We start from the raw sequence: 21,430 nt of genomic DNA on the forward strand, positions 1-21,430 counted from the left end.
TTGATTTAAACTCTAACAATATGTTGCCAAAAAGTCAACATATTTTTGTGAATACCATAGACCAATTGTCGAATATTTGTATGGCAATTTGTATACATATCTTTAATATTTGTCTACATCTTTTACAAATTTGTCCTTTTCCCTTTTTCCAGCGGAAATTCTGTGGTAGAATGACAAAAACGGCGGCATGTTTCTGCCGCCTGAATCCGACATTTCACAATTCTGCCGAGGGATATTATGTCACCGAAATACGCACAGATTGCCTCGCAGCTCCGCACGGAAATCCGTTCCGGAGTTTACCGCGAGAAAGGCAAGCTCCCCACCGAAAAAGAACTCTCCGAGACATACGGCGTCAACCGCCAAACCATCCGGCGCGCACTTTCTTTGCTGGCCCAGGAAGGCTTGATTGAACGCCGCCAAGGAAGCGGTTCGTTCCTCAAAATATCCACCGTTCGCCGTGGCAACAGCGTTGCGATTCTCACTACTTCCATCAATGACTATATTTTCCCCGCCATTCTGCAGGACGCGCAGAGCACCTTTGCGCAGAACGGCTATTCCACCATGCTGTTCTGCACACACAACCAAGTGAATCTTGAGCGGGAAATCCTGACTAGGATTCTCAGCGAATCCGTTTGCGGGCTTCTCGTGGAAGGGACAAAGACCGCTTTGCCCAACCCGAACCTCGACCTCTACCAAAAGCTGGAGCAGATGGGGATTCCGGTTGTTTTTCTGCACGGCACCTACGCTGCCCTGCCGGGAGCAGTGTGCATTTCCGATGACAATTTCCACGGCGGCTACCTTCTGACGAACTACCTGATAAAGAAAGGCCACAAAAAGATTGCAGGCATCTTCAAGAGCGACGACATTCAAGGCCATGAGCGGTACAACGGTTTCCTTACCGCGTTCCGTGACGCAGGTTTTCCGCTGCCGGATTCCAATGTTCTGTGGTACACAACGGAAGAGAAAGACCGTTTTCTAAATCACAAAGCCCTTGCTAAGATGACGGATTTCATCCAGGACATCATCCGTGACTGCACCGCCATAGTCTGCTACAACGATGAAATCGCATTTGCCCTCATCGGGCTTTTGCGGGAACAAAACGTCCACATTCCGCAAGACATGGCCGTCGTCAGCTTCGACAACAGCTCATACAGTGAATTCAGCAGCGTCCGCATCACCTCCCTCGCCCACAGTCCGCAGCACATTGGGAAAATTGCGGCAGAAACTTTGATTCGGATGCTTCGCGGCGAAGAAGTTCATTCCAAAACGATTCCGTGGACCTTAATGGAGAAAGAAAGCAGCTAAATAAAAATAGCTACACAAAAGGGGAACACAGTTTGCAGCTGTGTTCCCCCTTTTTTGTTGAATGGCCTCCGCGGTCAATAATTCTACTTTTGCATAATATAGTGCGGAGGTGGTTTTTGTGTATGTAAAACCGCGATATGAAGGGCTGAACGAAATTCTTTCCAAAACCCCGAATGCACAGGCCGTAGTGAACGGGAGTCCCGGCTATGAATCCATTCACAGAATGGTGTTTTTCTATGAAGCGACCGGAGGGGTTCTTGTAGTCGCTCAGGTACAGGGGCTGCCGCAGAGCAGCGGGCCGTGCCCTTCCGACGTTTTCGGATTCCACATTCATTCTGGTTCGGAGTGCACCGGCAATGAGCAGGATCCCTTTGCAAACACGGGCGCCCACTACAACCCGGAGGAATGTCCGCACCCCGCGCACGCAGGAGATCTTCCCCCGCTGTTCGGCTGCAACGGCTATGCCTTTCTGGCGTTCTTCACCAACCGCTTTACGATTCGAGACATTCTCGGCAAAACAATTTTAATTCACCGAAATCCAGACGATTTCACCACACAGCCTGCAGGAAATTCCGGTGCAAAAATCGCCTGCGGCGAAATCACTGCAAACCAAGCATAACGCAATCTCCTGCACAGACAGGGTCTTATGAGCTTCTGAAGCGAATCAGGAGCTCTCGACCACAACCGCTTGTCGGCCAAGCTCCTCATACCGCTGTCGTACCAAATCTTTGTCAAAGCCGATGAGTCCGTTGGAATTGTACGGATCGTTGAAATAATACTTGTGTTGGTCATACCCGACCAGGACAAGGCAATGTTCCCTTGCCGGCCAAACGAATTTTTGCCCCGTTCTTTTCAGAAACCAGCTTTTCCCGGCATAGGAAGGCGTCATGTTCATAGTCGCCCAGACGAGAACCGGGTCTCCCTTCCGGATATAAGGAAGAAGCGCGTCAAAATCCAGCCCGGAAATATCGACTGCCTTTTTTCCGCTATCCTGCTGAAAGAATGAGTTCATCACCTGCGTTATGACCGGAGCGTAGCAGCCAAAGCCGTCTTGCGATGTCGGGTCGCCGATGAAGGCTTCCGATGGGTGCGGCCCAGTTAATTTTCCATTGACCTGTTTTAGTTCCGCAAACGGTGTTTCTGCGACAACGTCCTTTACCGAAACATCATATCCATAGTAATTCAGCACCATGGTTGCGCTGACAAGCTCACAGCCGGTGGCGTAGGTACCTTTTTGGCTGATGTAAGGCACATCAAGGACCTGTTTCCACTCGTGATAGCACAAAAAGGATATTACAGCACTGACCGCAAAGACAGAAACCATCGCGAGGCGCAGCTTGCAGCGCCAATGTTTTTGCCTCAACAACCGTTCCGTGACGCACACCTCCAATTATGTTCATCAATAAACCACACGAAACGATGACTGCTAAAGTGAACCATCTCTACCTTTTCAGTATCAATCCGTCGGGAGAGGGATGCTTTCTTCGCACAGGCCCGGGTATTGACTGCTGGCGCAAAAAAGGCCATAATGAATGCAACAATACCTTCCGCGAAATGCGGACATGTGCGGCATCAAAATGGAGGGATGATGGGAATGGAAAGCGTCAGCATCGAAGCCATGCTGAGCAAAAAGCATCTGAAGATTACAAAAGCCCGCAAGCTCATTCTTGAGCTGCTGACGCAGTCATCCCCCAAAACCGTGGATGAGCTTGACTCTCTGCTGACCCAAAGAGGCGAAAAACTCAGTCTCTCTACCATTTACCGCACATGTGAAACTCTCTCCGCAAACGGTCTTCTGTTGAAAACGAACCTTACCGATGACGGCATCGCGCGATATGAATTTCTGAAAGGCGGCCATGTGCACCATGCCATCTGCCTAGGCTGCGGATGCATCATCCCCATTGACGACTGTCCGTTCGGCCAATTTGACCAGCTGATGCAGACAAAGTACGATTTTGAAGTTTCCAACCACCGCATTGAAATTTACGGATACTGCAAAGAGTGCCGAAAAAAGCGCTCGTAGCAACATAAAATCATCTTACCGTTTTTCCCGCCGCGGGTTCGGCGGGATTTTTTGTAACTTTTGCCATTACCTATTTCTATTCCTGCCAGCAGTGCATCATTACTACGGACCAAAAAGGCCGCATGGGAACCGCTCGCCGCTGCGGTTTCCGCATTGCTCAGAACATCGCCGTAGTTTCTTAGCCCCGAACGAGCGGTTTCTTCAAGTCTTTTCTGAAACAAAAATTTCCAATGTTTGATGGGTATTGTAAATATTCCAAGACTTTTTGAAACCAGCACGCAAAAATTCGCAGAAAGAGGCCATTTTTTTCGATTTAGGCTTGATTTTTATTGGGAGGCGCGTTATAATATCAAAGTCAGCTCCAAATGGACGTTTAGCTCAGCTGGCTAGAGCGTTCGCTTGACGTGCGAAAGGTCATAGGTTCGAGTCCTATAACGTCCACCATCACAAAACATCAGAAAACCGCATGAGACGGGCATTTTTCAGCTTTGTCATGCGGTTTTTCTATTTCCAGAGACGAAAAAACATTGCAGAAAATTACCTGAAATTAAAAATATTCAGACACGATTCACACATAAAAAAGCCCGTATGGAATTGAAATCTCAAATCCATACGGGCACTTTATTCAGACATAATACGTTGCTGTTACCTTAAGGCAACCGGAGCGGCGAAGACTGGATTACATCTTAGCTGGATTTTACTCCATATCCCTGATAACTTTTTGTGGCGGAGTATCCAGAGTGGAAGGATTGGCCAGATAGCTGCGGAACAATTTCAGCGCGGAGGCAAAATAAAATCCATCACAAATTCGTTCGTCTGTGACAAAGGTATAATCGATATATTTTTTCTTCACGACCTTACCCGAATCATCTATCTGGTTTTCATACCTCTTGGCACCGAAAGCCAAAAATACTGGAACATTACCGAAATTGTACAGATGGTGGTAAATAGGCGGAATACCCAGCGACCCCATTGAAGTGATAAACAAAGAGCCGTGAAAAGGACTGACCTTGAGCAAGGCCATAGGCAGCAGTCCGAAATAATCCAACGTTTTTAAGGCTCTATGTCAATAGTTGGGGTAACCCAAAATGGAAACACGGGATGGAGCGGCACTAAGCTGCTCCATTTTTCGTTGAAACATGGAACATGTGAAGAATGCGATTACGAAAGCGGGTAAAATTATGATAACCGTAGGCATTGCGTTTGAGTACCTTAATCTTGTTGTTAACCCCTTCGGTAAAACCATTGGTGTAAGGGCAATCAAACGAATTTAGAATACCTTTTGACCAGCGCACCATGGTATTTCCACAAGCAACAAATCTTGAAAGGCCACTGTTTTGTGCGGTCATAATCCAATGGGATAGCGCTGTCCGTGCGGACTGACTGTCGGAGGAATCAAGAACTTTGAAAAACTGTTCTTTAAGAGAGTAGGCTGTCAGCAAACGGCTGCTTGCATAAAGCATGATATTAACCTGTTGTTTTTGCTCCGGAGTGAGAAATTCATATCGTTTGTTCAGCAAGGTTCGAGAGCGCTTAAAGTAAATTCTTCGGGTCTTGCTAAACCTTTTCTGTTCTTCCTTGCGAATAGCTTCAAAAGCCCAAAATACCTGACGAATGTAATGATATTTGTCAATGACATAAATGGAATTTTTAAAATATGTCTGAGCAATACTAGCATATGTACTCCACATATCGCTGACAAAATACTTGGTTTGAGAACGGTCGATCCGGCTAAAATATTCTGTCAGCTTGTGGTTGTAACGAGCAGGAAGAATATCAAGGATTCGGTGCCGGACCGGATCGGTCAGAATGCATTGATATTTCTCATTGTTTGTATTGCCTTTAAACTCATCAATTGATACAACTTCGGGTAATTGCTGCGGCTTTCCATAGTTGATACAATCAAAAATCCGGATTATGGTTGAAACCGAAAGATTTACTTCTCGTGCTACACTGGTAAAGGAACGTACGTCGGAAAGCTTTGAAATGATATACGCGGCTAATCGATTTGTCATGCGGTGATATCTTGGCAGAAACGAGTTATGTTCAAAGAAACGCTTTCCGCAGGAAGAGCAGCGATACCGGCGCTTGCGGAGAATTAAACTGGTGTGTTTACCAAAAGCGGGAATGTCCTTTACCGTTTGACAACGGTAATCATGGACATAGCTGGTTTGATGTTCACAGCAAGGGCAAATATGCGGCTTTCTCGGCAACTCAATGAAAATTTCCGTTTTATCGGGTAATTGCCTCACATTTTTTACGATTACCCCTTTTAATCCAAGCAGTTTTTCGGTAGAATGAGTACAGAGCATATCGATGACCTCCAACATGGGATAGTGGTAATTTCCATTTTAAAGGTTTTTCATCGAATATGCTCTACTTTTTTTACTCTTTTTCTTAGGCTCTATTCGTTACACCCCAACATTTATTATAGAGCCCCTTTTAAGAACCAAACTGTAAACTTCTTGATTAATCCAGGTATATAATTTACGATTCTGGCTGTTTTGTCAAAATCGTTTTCTTTCTCCCCAAAGGCCTTTGCAACGGCATCTTTGAAGCGATGATAAACATCTTCTGCGGTGTCGGTCTGTTCAAATTGAATTTTAATCACAGTATCGGCTTCATTTGCGCGGAGCTTTTTCTTCACAACCATATTGACTTCAACTTTCTCTCTGGCATATATCTTCTGCCCGGAGATAAAACGGTTGATGCCCGGCCGCTGGGACACCGTTCGGATATAAGCCGCGAGGATGACGTGTAGGATGCCGAAACCTTCCAGCCCGCTTCTGCGCTTTTGCCGGACATACTTATCGACTTCAGACGTCTCAAATTTATCGGCAAGATAATTTAGGGCATCGTTGCGTGTGACCATGATATAGGGTGAAACCGTATTGTAAGGATCCAGGGATCGGATTCTTCGACCATCTTTTCTATCGCCGAAACTTCTCCTTGTTTTCGACATGCCAACACTCTCCATAAAATTTTGTTTGCATTATCTTTGGACACAAATCAACTAATTGTAGCATATCTCATACCAAAAATGGCGAAGCCGCGAAGAAATATCGAAATATTTGCTAAGGAAGCCTAATTTCTGCATTTCAAGTTCCCTCTTAACCTTTGCTGTGATGTCTGGGTACTCATGCACTCCATACGGCGATTTTTTCAAATTTCTAGGTTTCGTTGCTGTTATCCGGAAGCAACAGCGATTATTTTTGTGGCAGCAAGAATTGTGCTGCTATAGTAATTTTCTTATACTTAATAAATGTATTGCTTCTCTGAAAAGAGAGCCTTAATCTATGAAATATTGACCAAATGTTTATAGTCCCTTTTATCCGATTATTATGGCATAATCTCCTTAGAGGTTATGCCAATATTTTTTGGAGTGTTATTCGCGTGAAGGAAGATTTATTATTTATGACGCATACGAAGGATTCTATAAAATGGCATCAGATTCGCAGGTATCATAAAATTTTGTCAAGAAGCTTATGGCGCTGATTTTTCACAGGATGGGTTTCGTGATATCAAACAAATCAATCAGATTCTTCCATATATCAAAGATTCTTCAGTATAAATTCTGGATATTGGCTGTGGAAACGGGAAGATGCTTAAATATCTTCAAGAAAGAACTGGAGCGAACATACATGGATTTGATTATTCGGAACAGGCCATAGAGTATGCCAAGATGAATGCGATTATGCTGACTTTAGGGTTGGTGTGATTGGTGAGATCGAATATCCAAAGGAATCATTTGAATGAGCTAAAAGCTCTTTTTTAGACCGTATGGGAATGAAGCCTTTCTATGAAATCTTAGGTATAATGTAGTTAATAACAGATTGACTTTAGTTTGAGTCTATGTTATCATCGTGGTATGAAAAGTATGAAATTTATGATAAGGTGGTCAAAGTATGAAAGGATTCGATAATAAATACGCATGGACAGCAACAGTGGGACAAAAAGGACAGATTGTCATTCCGAAAGAGGCGAGAGAGATGTTTGATATCAAGCCTGGCGATACTCTTATATTGCTTGGCGACAAACAATTGGGAATAGCAATTCCACCGAAATATGCGTTTGAGTCCTTGTTTCAACGAATTTTTGGGGGTAAAAAGCAATGAATATAGCAGAAGTAAGGAACCTCAGCAAGCAATATCCGGCTTTTCAACTCAAAGATATTTCCTTCAGCCTTGAAAAAGGCAGGATTTGCCGGCTTCATCGGAAGAAACGGGGCAGGAAAGACTACCACAATTAAATCCATGCTGAATTTGGTTCATCCCGACTCGGGCGAAATAGAATACTTCGGACTTAATCTGCAAGGCAATGAGGCTAAAATCAAGCAGAGAATAGGCTATTCCAACGGTACGGTAAATTATTATCCGAAGAAAAAGTTGAAAGACATTATTGGCGTGACGAAAACTTTCTATTCCAATTGGGATGACGCAGCGTGTCTGGAGTATCTCAAGCTCTTTCACCTGGACACAAACAAAACCCCATCGGAACTTTCCGAAGGCATGAAAGTTAAAGCCAATTTGCTTCTTGCGCTCTCACACCGGGCGGATATCCTTATTCTCGATGAACCAACCAGTGGATTGGACCCTTTTTCAAGAGACGAATTGCTAGAAACATTTCTTATGCTTAAAGACCGTGGGACAGCAATCCTTTTTTCAACACATATTACATCAGATCTGGAAAAATGTGCGGACGATATTCTGTATATTCATGATGGGAAATTGATTGCTTCTTTACCGAGAAACGAATTCAGAAATAAGTTTAGCAAGGCCATTGAAACGCTAGATGAGACTATGGTTCGGTTGGAAAGGGGGTTCATGCGATGAGCAGGCTGCTAAAAAAGGAATTCAGGCTCAGCGCATCACTTTTATCTTATTTGTTCATTGCCTTTGGCGTAATGACTCTTATTCCCGGTTATCCGATTCTTTTGGGTGCATTCTTTGTAAGCTTTGGTATTTTTCAGTCATTTCAGACCGCCAGAGAGGCTAACGATATTCTATATTCGGCACTTCTTCCCATATCGAAGGCTGATATCGTTAGAGGCAAATTTTTATTTTGTATTTTTATTGAGATGTTCGGCTTTGCTGTTATGGTTATCATGACCATGTTGCGCATGACGGTATTAGCTGATGCGGTTGTTTACAGAAATAATGCCTTAATGAATGCAAACCTCATTTTTCTGGGATTCGCATTGCTGATTTTCGGATGTTTTAATGCTATCTTCATTTGTGGATTTTTTAAGACTGCTTACAACTATGGGAAACCGTTTATTATTTATTTAATTGTTTTTTTATTATCATTGGTATAGCGGAAACATTACATCATATTCCTGGATTGGAAGCTGTCGATGCGTTCGGATTTGCAAATATGTCTCTTCAACTTTTAGGTCTAATTGCCGGAGCGGTGTTATATGCTTTTTTGACCTTTATAGCATTAAAAATATCAATAAAGCGGTTCGAGGTAATTAATCTGTAATCTTAAAAAAACATAAATTTATTACTCAACTCAGTCTTTGACCTGACTGACGTTTTCAAATGTCTAAATCAAAAAAATAGTTACATAAAAGTGTAACCATTCCAGTAAAGAATACGATAAGGAGGTTGAAGGTCTTAAAAAATCATTTCATGAAAGGCGGTCAAGGCTTTGGAAGATAAAAAAATTGTTCAGCTCTATATGGTTCGCGATGAGAAAGCGATTCATCTAACGGCTGAGAAGTATGGTTCTCGACTTCGTGCAATATCGTACGGAATAACCAGAGACATCGAAACATCGGAAAAATGTGAGAATGATACATACCTGGAGACTTGGAACCGAGTGCCGCCGAATTTTCGATTTCAAGCCAGATACAAGTTATGTTATCTACATTCGGAAGAGATTAATGCAGAGCTATTGTCTGACAACCATTATGGAATTCTTTGTATTAAGTATGGTAATTTTTATGTTAGCATTGAGGGGCCCGTCTTGCTTACTCCAAGTGAAGTCATCGACTTAATTAATCATATTAGCAGATAAAGACGATAATATGTAATTGATTTTCAAAAGATATTATTGGGTAGGGACTTAAACGTTCCAAGAAGCCCTATGAATACCGGATAAATTTAATTTGTATGTTCGCTTGACGTGCGAAAGGTCTCGAGTCGAATAACGTCCATCATCAAAGCCGCATGGTAATGCAAAACCATGCGGCTTTTTCTATCTCGTAATTGAAACTTGATAGAATGAAAGCCCACCGAAAACTCCGGTTGGTTTCCATTTATTGGCGGCACTATACCGAGATGTTCGCGTTTCAGTTCATCTAACGTGAGTGGCCGGCTCAAATCTTGTTCTTTAGAGCAACTCCACACTGGTCTGCAGTACTTGGTCGCCGGTCAGCTCAAAACTGCGCGCATCCGGCTGATGCCCTCCAACGTACACGGTATAGGTACCCGGTACATACGAACGGCTTCCGTCCGCCGCGACGCTGTAGAACAGTTCCGGCGGAATCGTAAACGACAGTCGACGGGTTTCCCCTGCGGCAAGGTGCGTGCGGCAGAAACCGCACAAGCGCCAGATGGGATCCAGCTCCCCTGCGTCACGCTTTCGCAGATACACCTGCGTTACCTCATCTGCGTCGCATGTGCCGATGTTTGCAACTTCCACTTCCAGTGTTAAACCGCTGCCTACACGGATTTTCGCTGCTTCGGTTTTTAGGTTCCGATAGGCAAATTTCGAGTAAGAAAGTCCATACCCGAACGGATATAACGGCGTGCCGCGGTAATAACGGTAGGTGCGCCCTGCCATTGTGTAGTCATCAAAGTCAGGGAGGTCCGCTACATCCTGATAAAAGGTAACCGGCAGCCGTCCGCCGGGCACTACCGCGCCGAACAGCAGCCGTGCCAGTGCCGTACCGCCATGTGCGCCGCTGTACCAAACCTGCAGAATCGCACGGCAATGTTTCTGTGCGTAACGCAGGTCCATCGCGCCGCCGCTGTTAACGACCAGTATGACCGGTTTTCCGCTTTCGCAGACCGCTTTCAAAAGCTTTTGCTGCGGTGCAGGGAACGAAAGATCCGTTTTATCCCCCGCCGCAAATTCATTTCCGGCATCGCCCTGCTCGCCCTCCAGAGTGGGGTCCAGTCCAAGGCAAAGCACCACTACATCGGAAAGGCGTGCCACCGCGCAGGCTTCGCTCAGGCGGTCATTCTCCTGCGCAAGATCCATGACGCTCTTTCGGTACAGATGGCACCCCTGCGCATACAGGACACGTACTTTATCTCCGACATAGTCCTGAATTCCGCTCAGATTGGTTTCCCACTTGGAGGCTTCCCCGCAGTAATTGCCACGCAGGACTTCGATGCTGTTTGCATTCGGGCCGATGACGCCAATGGTGTGAACTGCATCTAAGTTGAGCGGAAGCAGTCCGTCGTTTTTGAGTAGGACAGCAGATTTTTCACTCATTCGCAGCGATGCCGCGTTGTTCTCCGGTGTATCGACCTCTGTAAACGGAATATCACGGTACGGGCAATCCGACGCAAATTCACCCAGCGCAAACCGAATGGTAAACAGATGCTCTGCCGCTGTGCGAATATCTTTTTCCGTGATTTTCCCCTCGCGGTAAGCCTCCATGACATGCAGGTAGGTGTCGCCGCAGTCTAGGTCGCAGCCGGCAGGCAGAGCGCGCTCTATGGTATCTACCGGGCCTTCGGTCAGCGGATTGAATTGGTATAAATCGTGTAGTGCCCACGCGTCACCGACAAAATATCCGTCAAAGCCCCACGATTTGAGCAGCGCGTTCAGTTTCGGGCTGGCGCAGCACGGCTCGCCGTTAATTCGGTTATATGCGCCCATGACCCCCGCAACGTGCGCTTTCTTGACCAGCGCCTCAAATGCAGGCAAATAGCTGTCCCAGAGATCATGCGCATTAACATGTGCATCAAAGCCGTGGCGGGTGATTTCCGGACCGCTGTGCGCGGCAAGATGTTTGGCGCAGGCCGCCGCCTGCATATACGGGCCGTCACCCTGCAAGCCTGTGACATACGCGCAGCCCAGCTGAGCGGTCAGAAACGGGTCCTCGCCGTAGGTTTCCTGACCGCGTCCCCAGCGCGGATCACGGAACAGATTAATGTTCGGCGACCAAAACGTCAAACCTTTATAGAGGTCGCGGTCTCCGGCAGCTGCCTGCATATTATACTTGGCACGCGCCTCTTTCGCGATGATGCGAGCCATTGTGAACACTTCCGTTTCATCAAATATGGCCGCCAAAGCAATTGCCTGCGGAAAAACCGTCGCGGTGCCTGCCCGCGCGACACCGTGTAGTGCCTCATTCCACCAATTGTAAGCTGGAACATTCAGCCGCTCGATCGCCGGCGAGTCGTAGGTCAATTGGGAAGCAGCTTCTTCCAGGGTCATCTGCGCAACCAAAGCAGCTGCCTGTTCCCTAAATGTTTTCATTCTGTCTCTGTAATTCACAAGTACCTCTCACCCCAAAAGCACAAAAGCCGCTTTAAAAGCGGCTTTTGCAGATTATTCCGCAAACAAGATTTTAAAGGTTTTGATTTCATACGGCGCAATCCGGAACGTAAAGCTGCTTTCACTGCAAGGAACTGTTTCAAGCTCTTTTTCCACCAGGTTGCACTCCGTAACGGACTTGATTTTTCTGCCGCAGGTTACCGTAACCGGTCCGCGCTGGTTCTTGTAGTCGTAAATACGTATCACGGTGCCGCTTGCGTCCTCTGCCTGCTTGACGGTTTCCAGCATGACATGCTCCGCATCCACAGACATCAGCGAGAAGGAAATCCCCTCTCTGCCCGGAACCACATAGACAGGCTGGTTCAGCTTCGCCGCTTCCTGCGCCGTTCTGCCTTCCTGCCAAGAACCCGCATGCGGATACAGAGAATATGTAAAGAAATGCTCCTCCTGGTCGGCAGTCTTGTTCGGCTCAATGCCGGACTTAATCAGTGTCAGTGCAAGGTCGCCGTCATGTACGGAATGGCCGTACTTGCAGTCGTTGAGCAGCGAAACGCCGTAGCCGCCTTCGGAAAGGTCCGCCCACTTGTGCCCGCAGGACTCAAACCGCGCAACTTCCCAGCTCGTATTCTGTGTCACTTTGCGCTTGATGTTGCCGAATTGAATGTCGAATGTCGCCTCATCGGTATGAATATCGAGCGGGAAATGCACCTTCAGCAGCTGCTGATGTTCGTGCCAATCCACATAGCTTTCAAAGTCTATTCGGCGCAGGTTCGCGTAAAAATGAATCTTCTGGCGAATGACGGAATTCTGGTAGCGGCGCTCAATCTGCAGCGTTGCGCGCACCGGACCGCGTTCCGTCCATTGCATGGCTGTAAGATTCGTTACATCCCAAGACTTTTCTTTGTAGAAGATATCAATATCCCAGTTGTCGTAGTAAATCGGCTTGTCCTCATATACGCGCATGAGGTTTGCGGATTTGCCCTTCTGCAGCACTTCGCGCTGATTTTCTTTGTCCCAGATCGAAGTGATGCAGCCGTCCGCACCGAATTTGACGGTGTAGAACGGTGTTTCGATGCCGTCTTCCATGCAGACCAGCGGATTTTTGGGTTCTCTCTCCTTGCAAGGCTGCAGGCTGACATATCCCTTAGCAGGCAGTCCGGTTACATACGCCACAGCAGAGCCTTCCTCGCACTGCTGTACCGGCGCAATCGTGCCGTCCGGCAGACGCAAAGCCGATGCTTTGCAGTCTTTCAAATAAACCACATCGTCCCTCACAAAACCGAGGGTGTTAAACGCAACCTGCGCTTCACCGATACCGGCCAGCAGGTGCAGACGTTCGTTCAGCAGGTTACCAGCCTGCTCCGCCAGTTCCGCATACTCTTTTTTCGTCTGCTCATACACTTCGTGAATCGCGCTGCCGGGCAGAATATCGTGGAACTGATTCAGCAGTACGATTTTCCACATCTTTTCCAGTTCCTTCGCAGGGTAAGCTGCACCGGCGTTTTGCGCCATCACAGACAGCAGTTCCAAGTCCATCAGCAGCAGCTCGCTCTTGCGGTTTGCACGCTTATTGCGTGCCATGGAAGTATAGGTGCCGCGATGATATTCGAAATAGAATTCGCCTTCCCACACAGGCAAGCGCGGATTCTTGGAAACCCTCTCATCCAATTCGCGGAAGTAGGTTCCTGCAAACTCCTGCCGCACTTTCGGTACGCCGGGGAGTCCCTTTTCCAAACGCATGGAAGTCTCCAGCATCTGACGGGTCGGTCCGCCGCCGCCGTCGCCATAGCCGTAGGAGATAAGTACATCGTTGTTAATCTCTTTGTTCTGGTAGCGCTCCCAAGCACCCATAATTGCGTCCGGATGCAGCATCCCGTTGTAGGTGGTGAAGAAATTGCTGCTTGACTGACCGACGCCCAGCGTCGTGATGAAGTGCGTCAAAATCTCCGTGCCGTCAATGCCGCGCCACCGAAACGTATCATACGGAATCTTGTTGAACTGGTTCCAGGAAAGCTTTGTTGTCATAAAGTAGTCAATGCCGCACTTTTTGGCAATCTGCGGCAGAGCTCCGGAGTAGCCGAACACGTCCGGCAGCCACAGCACATGGTTTTCCTTGCCGAACTCCTCGCGGAAAAAGCGCTCGCCGTACATAAACTGCCGCACCAAGGATTCACCGGAAGTCAGGTTACAGTCGGCCTCCAGCCACATGCCGCCCTCAGGCTCCCAGCGGCCTTCTTTGACGCGCTGCTTAATTTTGGCGAATAACTCCGGGTAGCGCTCCTTGAGAAACTGATAGAGCTGCGGCTGACTGGACATAAATTTGAAATTCGGATACTCGTCCATCAGCTTAAGAACCGTGGAAAAGCTGCGCACGACCTTTTCCCGGGTCTGATTTACCGTCCACCACCACGCAACGTCGATGTGCGTGTGGCCGATGCAGGTTGCAATCACTTCGTCATGGCCGGCAAGGTCTGTATACAGCTTTTGGGCGATGTACTCCCGCGCTCTTTTGACGGAAGCCGAAAATGCCTCCGACGGTGCGTCCCGCAGATCAATCAGATTCACGGTGTCGTTCACGACCGTTTCGATTGCGTAGCGAGACTGGCTGTCTTTGTCCATGCGACTCAGTGCCCAGAGCGGCACCTGCATATCGTAGTAAAGGCCCATCGTTTCGGGGTCAATCTCCAGTATTTCACCGAGCAGCTGGAACTCGGTATGTAAGATGCCGGTGTAGGCCTGCAAATCGATTTGATAGGTCACCCCTGCTTTGGCGGAGCGCGTTACGAGAACCTCGCGGTGATTCATGTCCAGTCCCTGCAATACTTCGCCGTTGAGAAACAGTAGGAACTGCGGATTCTTTCCGTCGTCCCACTCGTCAATCTGCGTGCGGATGCGAAACCAGAGAGGACGACCCTCAAAGCTTTCCGGCACCGTAAGCATCGTGCGGAACCAATAGTGCTGGTCCGGCCCGTACCAGTGCATCGTGCTGCTGTCGAACAATTTCCACTCCTGCGCGTCCCGCTCCGCTTCTTCCGGACGCAGGAACAGGCCTTTTTTGACTTTCCACTCAGTAATCTCCTGCTTCTGCAGGCAGGCGGCTTTTTTCAACTGGTCACAGATAACCTGCGCCCGCTCTTTTGCAAATATCATGTGCTCCTCCTATCTCTCAGTCTGTCAAAATTCGAATAACAACTGGGTTTTCATCTTTGGCTTTTTCCATTCTTACGGTCAAAGCTTCCGCAGAACGCTCCCACTGCGGCTTCTCCTGTTGGCCTAAAACCGTCACGTCACGAATAATCCCGTGGAAGCATGGCGTCTTTTGCGCGTCGCGGTCTGCAAGCGACTGAATGCGAACTACGCCGTCCTCCGGTGCACGCAGAACAATTGCGTAAATATACGGTCCCTTTGCCGTAAAGCGGATGTCCCTTGACGTATACGCCGTGCCTTTTTCGTCTGCGAACTGACCGTTGGCTGCCTTGGTCTCCCCTTCCTGAGACACGCGCCACACGTGCGTGTCGTAAATTGCTTCACCGTTTACCCGCAGCCAATCGCCGACCGCAAGCAGGATGTTCCGGTCTTCTTCCGGAATGGTGCCATCCGCGCGCGGGCCGATATTAAGCAGCAGGCAGCCGTTTTTGCTGACCACATCCGCAAGTGTGCAGAGAATCTCGCTGACAGGTTTATAATCGTTGTTTTCAGTGTATCCCCACGAATTGCGGGCTACCGAAGTATCCGTCTGCCAGAAGTACGGCTTTGCTTCCGCAAATTGGCCGCGTTCCATATCCAGAACCGCGGTGCCCATCGGAAACGCATCGTACTTATAATTGATGACTGCGCCGGTGCCCCACTCCAAAGCACGGTTGTAGTAGTAAGCCGCAAATTTTTTGAGGTACGGCTTAACGGCGCTGTGCTGAATCCACCAATCGAAATACAGCACTCTGGGGTGGTAGCGGTCCACAATCTCGCAGGTGCGCAGCAGCCAGTCTGTTAGGAATTCCTCGCTGGGCTCCGGCTTACTGAACAGGTCGAGAATATCCGGCTCCGGCATAGAAGGCCAGTACAAATCTCCCTGCTTGAGCGGCTCATGAATATCGCTTGGGAACTCCTTGCCGTGCCCCATAAAGAACCAATGCTCAATCCGATGGGAAGAAGCACCGTACACAAGGCCGCGGTTTTCTATCGCCAGCTTCAGCTCGCCTGCAATGTCGCGGTGCGGACCCATTTCGTAGGAGTTAAAATGCGACAGTTCGCTTTTGTACATCTGAAACCCGTCATGATGCTCTGCTACCGGAACCACATATCGGGCACCCGCCTTCTGAAACAAATCTGCCCACGCTTCAGGGTCAAAATGCTCCGCGCGAAACATCGGAATAAAATCTTTGTAGCCGAAGTCTTTTTGCTCCCCGAACGTCTTGCGGTGATACTCAAATTCCTTGGTTCCCTTCAGGTACATATTTCGGGAATACCACTCGCTTCCGAATGCAGGGACGGAGTAAACGCCCCAATGAATAAAAATGCCGAACTTTGCTTTAATGTACCAATCCGGAATGCGGTACTGTGAAAGCGACTCCCATGTGTCGTGGAAGGTTCCTTCGCGCACCACACGGTTAATCTCTTTCAAATATCTGTTTCGATCCAAGTTTTCTCGCCCTTTTCACTGTCTCAAAAATTTGCCCGCTAATTTATCCTGCGGGGATTTTTTGATTGCGGGCAGCTGTACCGTTACGGTTGTGCCACCTTCTTCGTTGCTGGAATAAATCAGCCCGTACTGCTCGCCGAACATCATGCGGATGCGGTTGTTCACATTGACCACACCGATGCCGTGCTCTTTGGCGGGAACCAAATCTTCATTTTTGAGTCTTTGATTCATTTGCTCGGCATCAACGCCGACGCCGTTGTCCGTCACCTGCAGCTTCACCAAACCGTCAATTACATCACCGGTGATTTGGATGTATCCGCTGCCGTTCTTGCACGCAATGCCGTGTATGATAGAATTCTCGACAAGCGGCTGCAGGATGATTTTCGGAACCATGCAGTCGTTGCACGCCTCACTGACCGTACAGCTGTACTGCACCTTTTCTCCGTAATGCAGTTTTTCAATGACCATGAATTTTTCCACGTGCTGCAGCTCATCCGCAATCGTGGCTTCACTGTCTCGACGGCTGATACTGTACTGCATAATGGCAGAAAGTGCAGAAATTGCATTGGAAATGTCGTACTCCTTGCGCATAATCACCATCCAGTTGATGGAATTCAGCGTGTTGTACAGGAAGTGCGGGTTAATCTGCGCCTGCAAGGCGTCATACTCCGCCTGCAGCTGGCGGTTATGGCTTTCTTTGATGCCCTCAATCAATGTTTGAATTCGCGACGTCATATCGGCAAAGCTGGCATAGAGCTGGCTGACTTCGTCGTTCGGCAGTTTGACATCCGGCAGGTTCGGCACCTCGCCTGCATTGTAATCTTCCATCGTCTTTGTCAGCATGATGATCGGCTTCGAGATTTTCTTTGCAGCGAAGATAACAAAGAACGCACCCAGCAAAATGACGATGATTAGAATCAAAATAATCATGTACAGCACCGGCCGCATTCTCGAAGTCAGGCTGGAATACGGCACGGCAGAAATCATATACCATCCCCACTGCAGTTGGTTGCAGCTGATGATATATGGTTCGCCGTTAATACTGACTGTTTTGCACACATTGTCAATCTGGTTCCGGTCCACCGCCTGCAGGATATCTGTACTGGATGGCTGTGTACCGACAGACGGTGCTGCGTTGTAAATCACGTTTTTGTGGTTGTCCGTCAGCAGAATTGTTGTGGACTCAGCGTACTGTGGCATCTGAATCTGCTGGGCAAAAGCATTCGGCGAAACCACAAACAGTGCAACGCCGATGGAATCCGAAAAAATATAGGGGTTAATAATCAGCTTGGAAATATAAATCTCATTTGTCTTGTCTTCGTCTTTCTGCACGGTAAAAACCAATTCACCGTGCGTTTCGACCGCCTGCCGATACCAGGATGCGTCTTTTACTGCGTCAGTGTTGTAAACGCCGCTTTCCATATTCTCGCTGGTGATATTGTAGGACGGAAGCCACTTTGCAAGCGGTTCGTTGGGGTTTAAAAACAGATACGCGCGGTAAACCGTATTCAGGTCGGTTGCGGGCAGGTCGATAAAATTTGTGAACTGCTGCTTAAGCAGGCGGATGTAGTTATACGCCGACACTGTGTCCAAATCCTGATGATTCAGGATTTCCGCCGTGTACTGGTCTGCGCTCATATACACAAACGCATAGTTGATATTGCTCACCAGCAGATCGATATTTTCCTGGCTCTGCTTGAGCAGGTGCTCGTGGTCCGTCATAACCTGCTGCGTCAGCGTCTTTTGGAAAATCACGTACGTCATGCCGCCGAGGAAAGAGAGAAATGCCGTAAACACCAGTATGTATATAATTGCGATTCTTTTCTGTATGCTGTGCACCCGGCCGCGCCGCTTTTTAGATGGCATTCAAAATTCCTCCGCTGACGTTGCGGTACTCCGACGGTGTCAGGTTGACAACCCGCTTGAACACCTTGGCAAAGTAATGGGAATCTGTGTAGCCGACCATACTGCCGATCTCGTCAATTTTCAGTGAAAAATCCTTGAGCAGCTCCTGCGCTTTTGTGATGCGCACCTGTGCAAGGTAAGAGCTGAAATTCACACCGAAGGCTTTGTGGAACAGCACACTTAGGCGGCTTGGCGTTACACCGAGCTTGTCCGCAACATACTGCAGCGAAAAGCTACAGTTTGCAAACTCCTGCTCCATCATCTGCTTTGCCGCATTGGCCAAAATCGCTCCACGGTCCGCTTTCTCTTTCGACACAAAGGTAAAAATATCGCAGAACAGGCAATGCGTCACGCTGCAGATTTCCTGCGCGGACTTCAGCTCCATAATTTTGTCAATTGCTTCCAACTGAAAGCTGCGGACCGCGTTCAGGTTTAGCCCGATATTCTCATAGTAGCTGAAAAGCAATTCCACCAGCTTCAAGCACATGCTTCTCACATCTTCGATGGAAGCGTGCTCGCTGTATTGTTTGAGCAGTGTCTCAATATCGTCAAGGAGGCCTTCCTTCAAATCTTCAAAAATCCGCGCCTTCAGGTCGCCGTTGTAAAGGTTGCGCATCACGTTGCTTCTGGCACTTTTAACGTCCCGAATTTCTTTGAGGCGGAGGACCAGCTGATTGATTTTATCCAGGTCAATCGGCTTCAGAATATAATCGGACACCCCGTAACGCATCGCAGAACGCGCATACTCGAAATCCTCGTAAGCGCTCATGATAATCACAGAAACCCCGTCCATTGTTTCATGAATCTTTCGCGCAAGATCCAACCCGTCCATAACCGGCATGCGAATATCCGTTATGATAACATCGGGGTTTTCGGCGACCGCCTTTTGGTAGGCTTCCTCGCCGTTTTTTGCACTGATTACCTCGCAGAACCCAAGGGTATCCCACGGAATCACCGTATGAAGGCCCTGAAGAACAACTTCGTCGTCGTCAACCACAATTGCTTTCATCAACTTACTCCTTTCTGTTGAGCGGAAACGCTTTACGCTTCGGAAAGGTTGTCTGCCATTGCCCGCAGCAATTGACGGGTGCTGTCTCCGCCGTGTTCCCAGTAGAACAAGCCTGCCAAATCACGCTGTTTGACATATTCGCACTTGCAGCGAATCGACTCTGGGTCGTCATAGGAAATGAACGTACTGCCGTTAAACAGCCACGGTGCCTTTGCTTCATCGTCCCAATACCGGACATAGCCGTTCTTGTTGATATAGGATTCCACAAGCTCGTCATAATTCGGGCCGTAGCCACCCGCGGACTCCGTCAGCTGCAGAAAACCGTGATTGCGGTCCTGCACATGCTCCCACTTGCGGGAATACATTGCCGCGCCGAGAACAATTTTGTTCTTCGGTACACCGGCCTGCTCAAATAAACGGACAGCGGCATCTCCGCTGGTGCGGTTCAGGTCGCCTGTTACCGTGTAAAGATTGGTGTGGTGCCCGGTCAACGTATGAAATCCGCACCGCAGGTCGTAGGTCATGACAAAGACAAGGTCCAAGTACAGCTGGACTAAATCCATCTGCGTATTTTCAATGTAGTACCGGTCTGCTCCGGCTGCTATGGTCAACAGGCGGTGCTGCGGGAATGCGGCATCAAACGCATTTCGGATTTCGCGGCACAGCAGCGTAAAATTCTGTTTATCCTCAGGGCGGGCTTTAATGAAGTTTTCCGGGCAACAGGGGTACTCCCAGTCTAAGTCGACGCCGTCGAGTCCGAATTTCTTGACCGTCTCCACACAAGACTGCGCGATTTTCCGCCGACCGGCTTCCGTCGCACTGCCGTCCGAAAAAGAGCCTTCCTCCTTTCCCACCAATGAAAGCAGAATTTTTAAGTTCGGATTCCACTGCCGAATCTGCTCGATTTGATCCAGTCCGGTCATGTGTCCTGTATAAATTGCCCCGTCGTCAATTTGTCCGAACGCCAGCATCAGGTGTGTCAGCTTCTGCGCATCCTCACGGGTAAAGTGCGCAGGGACAAACTGGCTGAGCATATAACCTGCCAAAACACGTTTCACTAATGTTCATCCCCAATATACAAAGACTCGTGTGCTGCACGCAGAAGCGTGCGGGTTGTGTCGCAGCCGTGTTCCCAGTAAAACACACCCGCGTAGCCCTGCTGACGCACATAATCGCATTTGCATCGAATCGATTGTTCATCATCGTAAGAAATAAAGGTGTCCCCGTTAAAAAGATACGGTGCTTTACAAACGTCGTCCCAATAACGCTTATATCCGTTCTTGTCAATATAATCGGCCAGCAGCTCGTCGTAATGCGGGCCGTATTCACCGCGCGTCTTGGCGATCTGCAGATAGCCGTTGTAGCGATTCGGTACCCCTTTCCACATCCGTGTGTAGAACGCCATGCCGATTGCGATTTTTTCCTTCGGCACACCGGCGGCAACAAATGCACGTGCCGCCGAGTCGGCACTATCTAAGAAGATATCCCCAACAGGCGTATACAAATTGGTGTGGTGCCCAGTCAGGATTTGGAACGCCCCGCGCAAATCATATGTCATGATATATACGTAATCGAGGTACTTCTGCACGTCCTTCATCTGGGTGCTGTCAAGAAAATATTGCCCCGCACCCACTGCGCTGGTTAGGAGCAAATGGTCTCCGACAGCATTCAGCTGGTTGCGGATAGCCTCAAGCAAGAGGGTGTAAGTCTTGCGGTCTGCTGGGTTTGCTTCCAGTCCGTTTTCTCCGCAGCATGGATACTCCCAATCGATGTCTACTCCGTCTAAGCCGTAACGGCGGACAATTGCCGCCAAATCTTCGGCAATCTGCAGGCGGCCCTCCTGCGTCAGGCAGGGGGTGGAAAATTCTCCGCCAAAACAGACCGAGCATTTTAGCTCCGGGTTCCATTTGCGAATCTGCGGAATGCAGGAAACCCCCTCCTCCGAAACCAGAACTGCCCGACCATCACGGACCGTACCGGCAGCAATATTCAAATGCGTCAGTTTTCGTGCATCGTCAGCTGTTAAGTCCTTTACGTTTTCGTTAATGCAATACCCTGCTAGAATTTTTTTTGACATTTTGTTCCGCCCCTGTTG

At 48.4% G+C, this 21,430-nt stretch carries 18 protein-coding genes and 1 tRNA gene; 8 read left to right on the plus strand and 11 right to left on the minus strand.

All coding sequences use genetic code 11. The features are described 5' to 3' along the window. Nucleotides 1-237 precede the first annotated feature (237 nt). Nucleotides 238-1,305: a GntR family transcriptional regulator gene (locus NOG13_RS08345; RefSeq protein WP_283110103.1), complete on the plus strand. Its 1,068-nt coding sequence runs from the start codon at nucleotides 238-240 to the stop codon at nucleotides 1,303-1,305. A 118-nt stretch (nucleotides 1,306-1,423) separates the two neighbouring features. Further along, nucleotides 1,424-1,924 carry a superoxide dismutase family protein gene (locus NOG13_RS08350; RefSeq protein WP_283110104.1) on the plus strand — a complete coding sequence of 167 codons (501 nt, stop codon included), beginning with the start codon at nucleotides 1,424-1,426 and terminating at the stop codon, nucleotides 1,922-1,924. Nucleotides 1,925-1,969: 45 nt separating this feature from the next. Here NOG13_RS08350 and NOG13_RS08355 read toward each other — a convergent pair whose 3' ends face one another. Then, nucleotides 1,970-2,668 carry a C39 family peptidase gene (locus NOG13_RS08355; protein ID WP_283110105.1) on the minus strand — a complete coding sequence of 233 codons (699 nt, stop codon included), beginning with the start codon at nucleotides 2,666-2,668 and terminating at the stop codon, nucleotides 1,970-1,972. 231 nt (nucleotides 2,669-2,899) lie between these two features. On the opposite strand from NOG13_RS08355, the gene NOG13_RS08360 reads away from it, so the two are divergent. Both NOG13_RS08360 and NOG13_RS08365 read left to right on the plus strand, forming a co-directional pair. Then, nucleotides 2,900-3,328, plus strand: coding sequence for a Fur family transcriptional regulator (locus tag NOG13_RS08360; RefSeq protein ID WP_283110106.1), 429 nt, complete (start codon nucleotides 2,900-2,902; stop codon nucleotides 3,326-3,328). 367 nt (nucleotides 3,329-3,695) lie between these two features. Next, nucleotides 3,696-3,772, plus strand: a tRNA-Val gene (locus NOG13_RS08365). Between the two features lie 253 nt (nucleotides 3,773-4,025). On the opposite strand, the gene NOG13_RS08370 is transcribed toward NOG13_RS08365, so the two are convergent. The 3 genes from NOG13_RS08370 to NOG13_RS08380 all read right to left on the minus strand — a co-directional run bounded on the left by NOG13_RS08370 (nucleotide 4,026) and on the right by NOG13_RS08380 (nucleotide 6,290). After that, nucleotides 4,026-4,376: a hypothetical protein gene (locus tag NOG13_RS08370; RefSeq protein ID WP_283110107.1), complete on the minus strand. Its 351-nt coding sequence runs from the start codon at nucleotides 4,374-4,376 to the stop codon at nucleotides 4,026-4,028. Nucleotides 4,377-4,440: 64 nt separating this feature from the next. After that, nucleotides 4,441-5,640, minus strand: coding sequence for an ISL3 family transposase (locus NOG13_RS08375; RefSeq protein ID WP_283110037.1), 1,200 nt, complete (start codon nucleotides 5,638-5,640; stop codon nucleotides 4,441-4,443). Between the two features lie 116 nt (nucleotides 5,641-5,756). After that, nucleotides 5,757-6,290 carry a hypothetical protein gene (locus NOG13_RS08380; RefSeq protein WP_283110108.1) on the minus strand — a complete coding sequence of 178 codons (534 nt, stop codon included), beginning with the start codon at nucleotides 6,288-6,290 and terminating at the stop codon, nucleotides 5,757-5,759. A gap of 618 nt (nucleotides 6,291-6,908) precedes the next feature. Here NOG13_RS08380 and NOG13_RS09525 point away from each other — a divergent pair. From NOG13_RS09525 to NOG13_RS08395, 4 genes are all read left to right on the plus strand, one after another. Next, nucleotides 6,909-7,046 carry a class I SAM-dependent methyltransferase gene (locus tag NOG13_RS09525; protein ID WP_428849329.1) on the plus strand — a complete coding sequence of 46 codons (138 nt, stop codon included), beginning with the start codon at nucleotides 6,909-6,911 and terminating at the stop codon, nucleotides 7,044-7,046. Nucleotides 7,047-7,233: 187 nt separating this feature from the next. Then, entirely contained in the window at nucleotides 7,234-7,443 is a 210-nt protein-coding gene (locus tag NOG13_RS08385) for an AbrB/MazE/SpoVT family DNA-binding domain-containing protein (protein WP_283110109.1), read from the plus strand. Between the two features lie 69 nt (nucleotides 7,444-7,512). After that, nucleotides 7,513-8,160: an ABC transporter ATP-binding protein gene (locus NOG13_RS08390; protein WP_346347654.1), complete on the plus strand. Its 648-nt coding sequence runs from the start codon at nucleotides 7,513-7,515 to the stop codon at nucleotides 8,158-8,160. Next, entirely contained in the window at nucleotides 8,157-8,642 is a 486-nt protein-coding gene (locus NOG13_RS08395; protein ID WP_283110110.1) for an ABC-2 transporter permease, read from the plus strand. Before NOG13_RS08390 ends, NOG13_RS08395 begins: the two co-directional genes overlap by 4 nt. Nucleotides 8,643-9,661: 1,019 nt before the next feature. Here the strand turns inward: NOG13_RS08395 and NOG13_RS08400 are convergent. The 7 genes from NOG13_RS08400 to NOG13_RS08430 form a co-directional block, all read right to left on the minus strand. Continuing rightward, a complete protein-coding gene (locus tag NOG13_RS08400; protein WP_283110111.1) occupies nucleotides 9,662-11,764 on the minus strand; it encodes a glycoside hydrolase family 3 C-terminal domain-containing protein in 2,103 nt (700 codons plus the stop codon). A gap of 72 nt (nucleotides 11,765-11,836) precedes the next feature. Continuing rightward, complete coding sequence (locus tag NOG13_RS08405) at nucleotides 11,837-14,932, minus strand: alpha-mannosidase (protein ID WP_283110112.1); 3,096 nt, start codon at nucleotides 14,930-14,932, stop codon at nucleotides 11,837-11,839. Between the two features lie 16 nt (nucleotides 14,933-14,948). Then, complete coding sequence (locus NOG13_RS08410) at nucleotides 14,949-16,421, minus strand: alpha-L-fucosidase (RefSeq protein ID WP_283110113.1); 1,473 nt, start codon at nucleotides 16,419-16,421, stop codon at nucleotides 14,949-14,951. Nucleotides 16,422-16,436: 15 nt separating this feature from the next. Then, nucleotides 16,437-18,287, minus strand: coding sequence for a sensor histidine kinase (locus NOG13_RS08415; protein ID WP_283110114.1), 1,851 nt, complete (start codon nucleotides 18,285-18,287; stop codon nucleotides 16,437-16,439). Continuing rightward, nucleotides 18,277-19,335: a response regulator transcription factor gene (locus NOG13_RS08420; RefSeq protein WP_283110115.1), complete on the minus strand. Its 1,059-nt coding sequence runs from the start codon at nucleotides 19,333-19,335 to the stop codon at nucleotides 18,277-18,279. The genes NOG13_RS08415 and NOG13_RS08420 overlap by 11 nt, the downstream gene beginning before the upstream one ends. Nucleotides 19,336-19,367: 32 nt before the next feature. Next, a complete protein-coding gene (locus NOG13_RS08425; RefSeq protein ID WP_283110116.1) occupies nucleotides 19,368-20,393 on the minus strand; it encodes a glycoside hydrolase family 18 protein in 1,026 nt (341 codons plus the stop codon). Beyond that, entirely contained in the window at nucleotides 20,393-21,412 is a 1,020-nt protein-coding gene (locus NOG13_RS08430; protein WP_283110117.1) for a glycoside hydrolase family 18 protein, read from the minus strand. Before NOG13_RS08430 ends, NOG13_RS08425 begins: the two co-directional genes overlap by 1 nt. Between the last annotated feature and the right edge of the window lie 18 nt (nucleotides 21,413-21,430).

Source organism: Thermocaproicibacter melissae (assembly GCF_024498295.1).
Lineage (GTDB): Bacteria > Bacillota > Clostridia > Oscillospirales > Acutalibacteraceae > Thermocaproicibacter > Thermocaproicibacter melissae.

Bases quoted from the DNA above. Each gene is read 5' to 3' on its own strand.
- NOG13_RS08345 (WP_283110103.1), top strand. From the start codon at position 238: ATGTCACCGAAATACGCACAGATTGCCTCGCAGCTCCGCACGGAAATC.
- NOG13_RS08360 (WP_283110106.1), top strand. From the start codon at position 2,900: ATGGAAAGCGTCAGCATCGAAGCCATGCTGAGCAAAAAGCATCTGAAG.
- NOG13_RS08375 (WP_283110037.1), bottom strand. From the start codon at position 5,640: ATGCTCTGTACTCATTCTACCGAAAAACTGCTTGGATTAAAAGGGGTA.
- NOG13_RS08380 (WP_283110108.1), bottom strand. From the start codon at position 6,290: ATGTCGAAAACAAGGAGAAGTTTCGGCGATAGAAAAGATGGTCGAAGA.
- NOG13_RS08385 (WP_283110109.1), top strand. From the start codon at position 7,234: ATGAAAGGATTCGATAATAAATACGCATGGACAGCAACAGTGGGACAA.
- NOG13_RS08395 (WP_283110110.1), top strand. From the start codon at position 8,157: ATGAGCAGGCTGCTAAAAAAGGAATTCAGGCTCAGCGCATCACTTTTA.
- NOG13_RS08400 (WP_283110111.1), bottom strand. From the start codon at position 11,764: ATGAAAACATTTAGGGAACAGGCAGCTGCTTTGGTTGCGCAGATGACC.
- NOG13_RS08405 (WP_283110112.1), bottom strand. From the start codon at position 14,932: ATGATATTTGCAAAAGAGCGGGCGCAGGTTATCTGTGACCAGTTGAAA.
- NOG13_RS08415 (WP_283110114.1), bottom strand. From the start codon at position 18,287: ATGCCATCTAAAAAGCGGCGCGGCCGGGTGCACAGCATACAGAAAAGA.
- NOG13_RS08420 (WP_283110115.1), bottom strand. From the start codon at position 19,335: ATGAAAGCAATTGTGGTTGACGACGACGAAGTTGTTCTTCAGGGCCTT.
- NOG13_RS08430 (WP_283110117.1), bottom strand. From the start codon at position 21,412: ATGTCAAAAAAAATTCTAGCAGGGTATTGCATTAACGAAAACGTAAAG.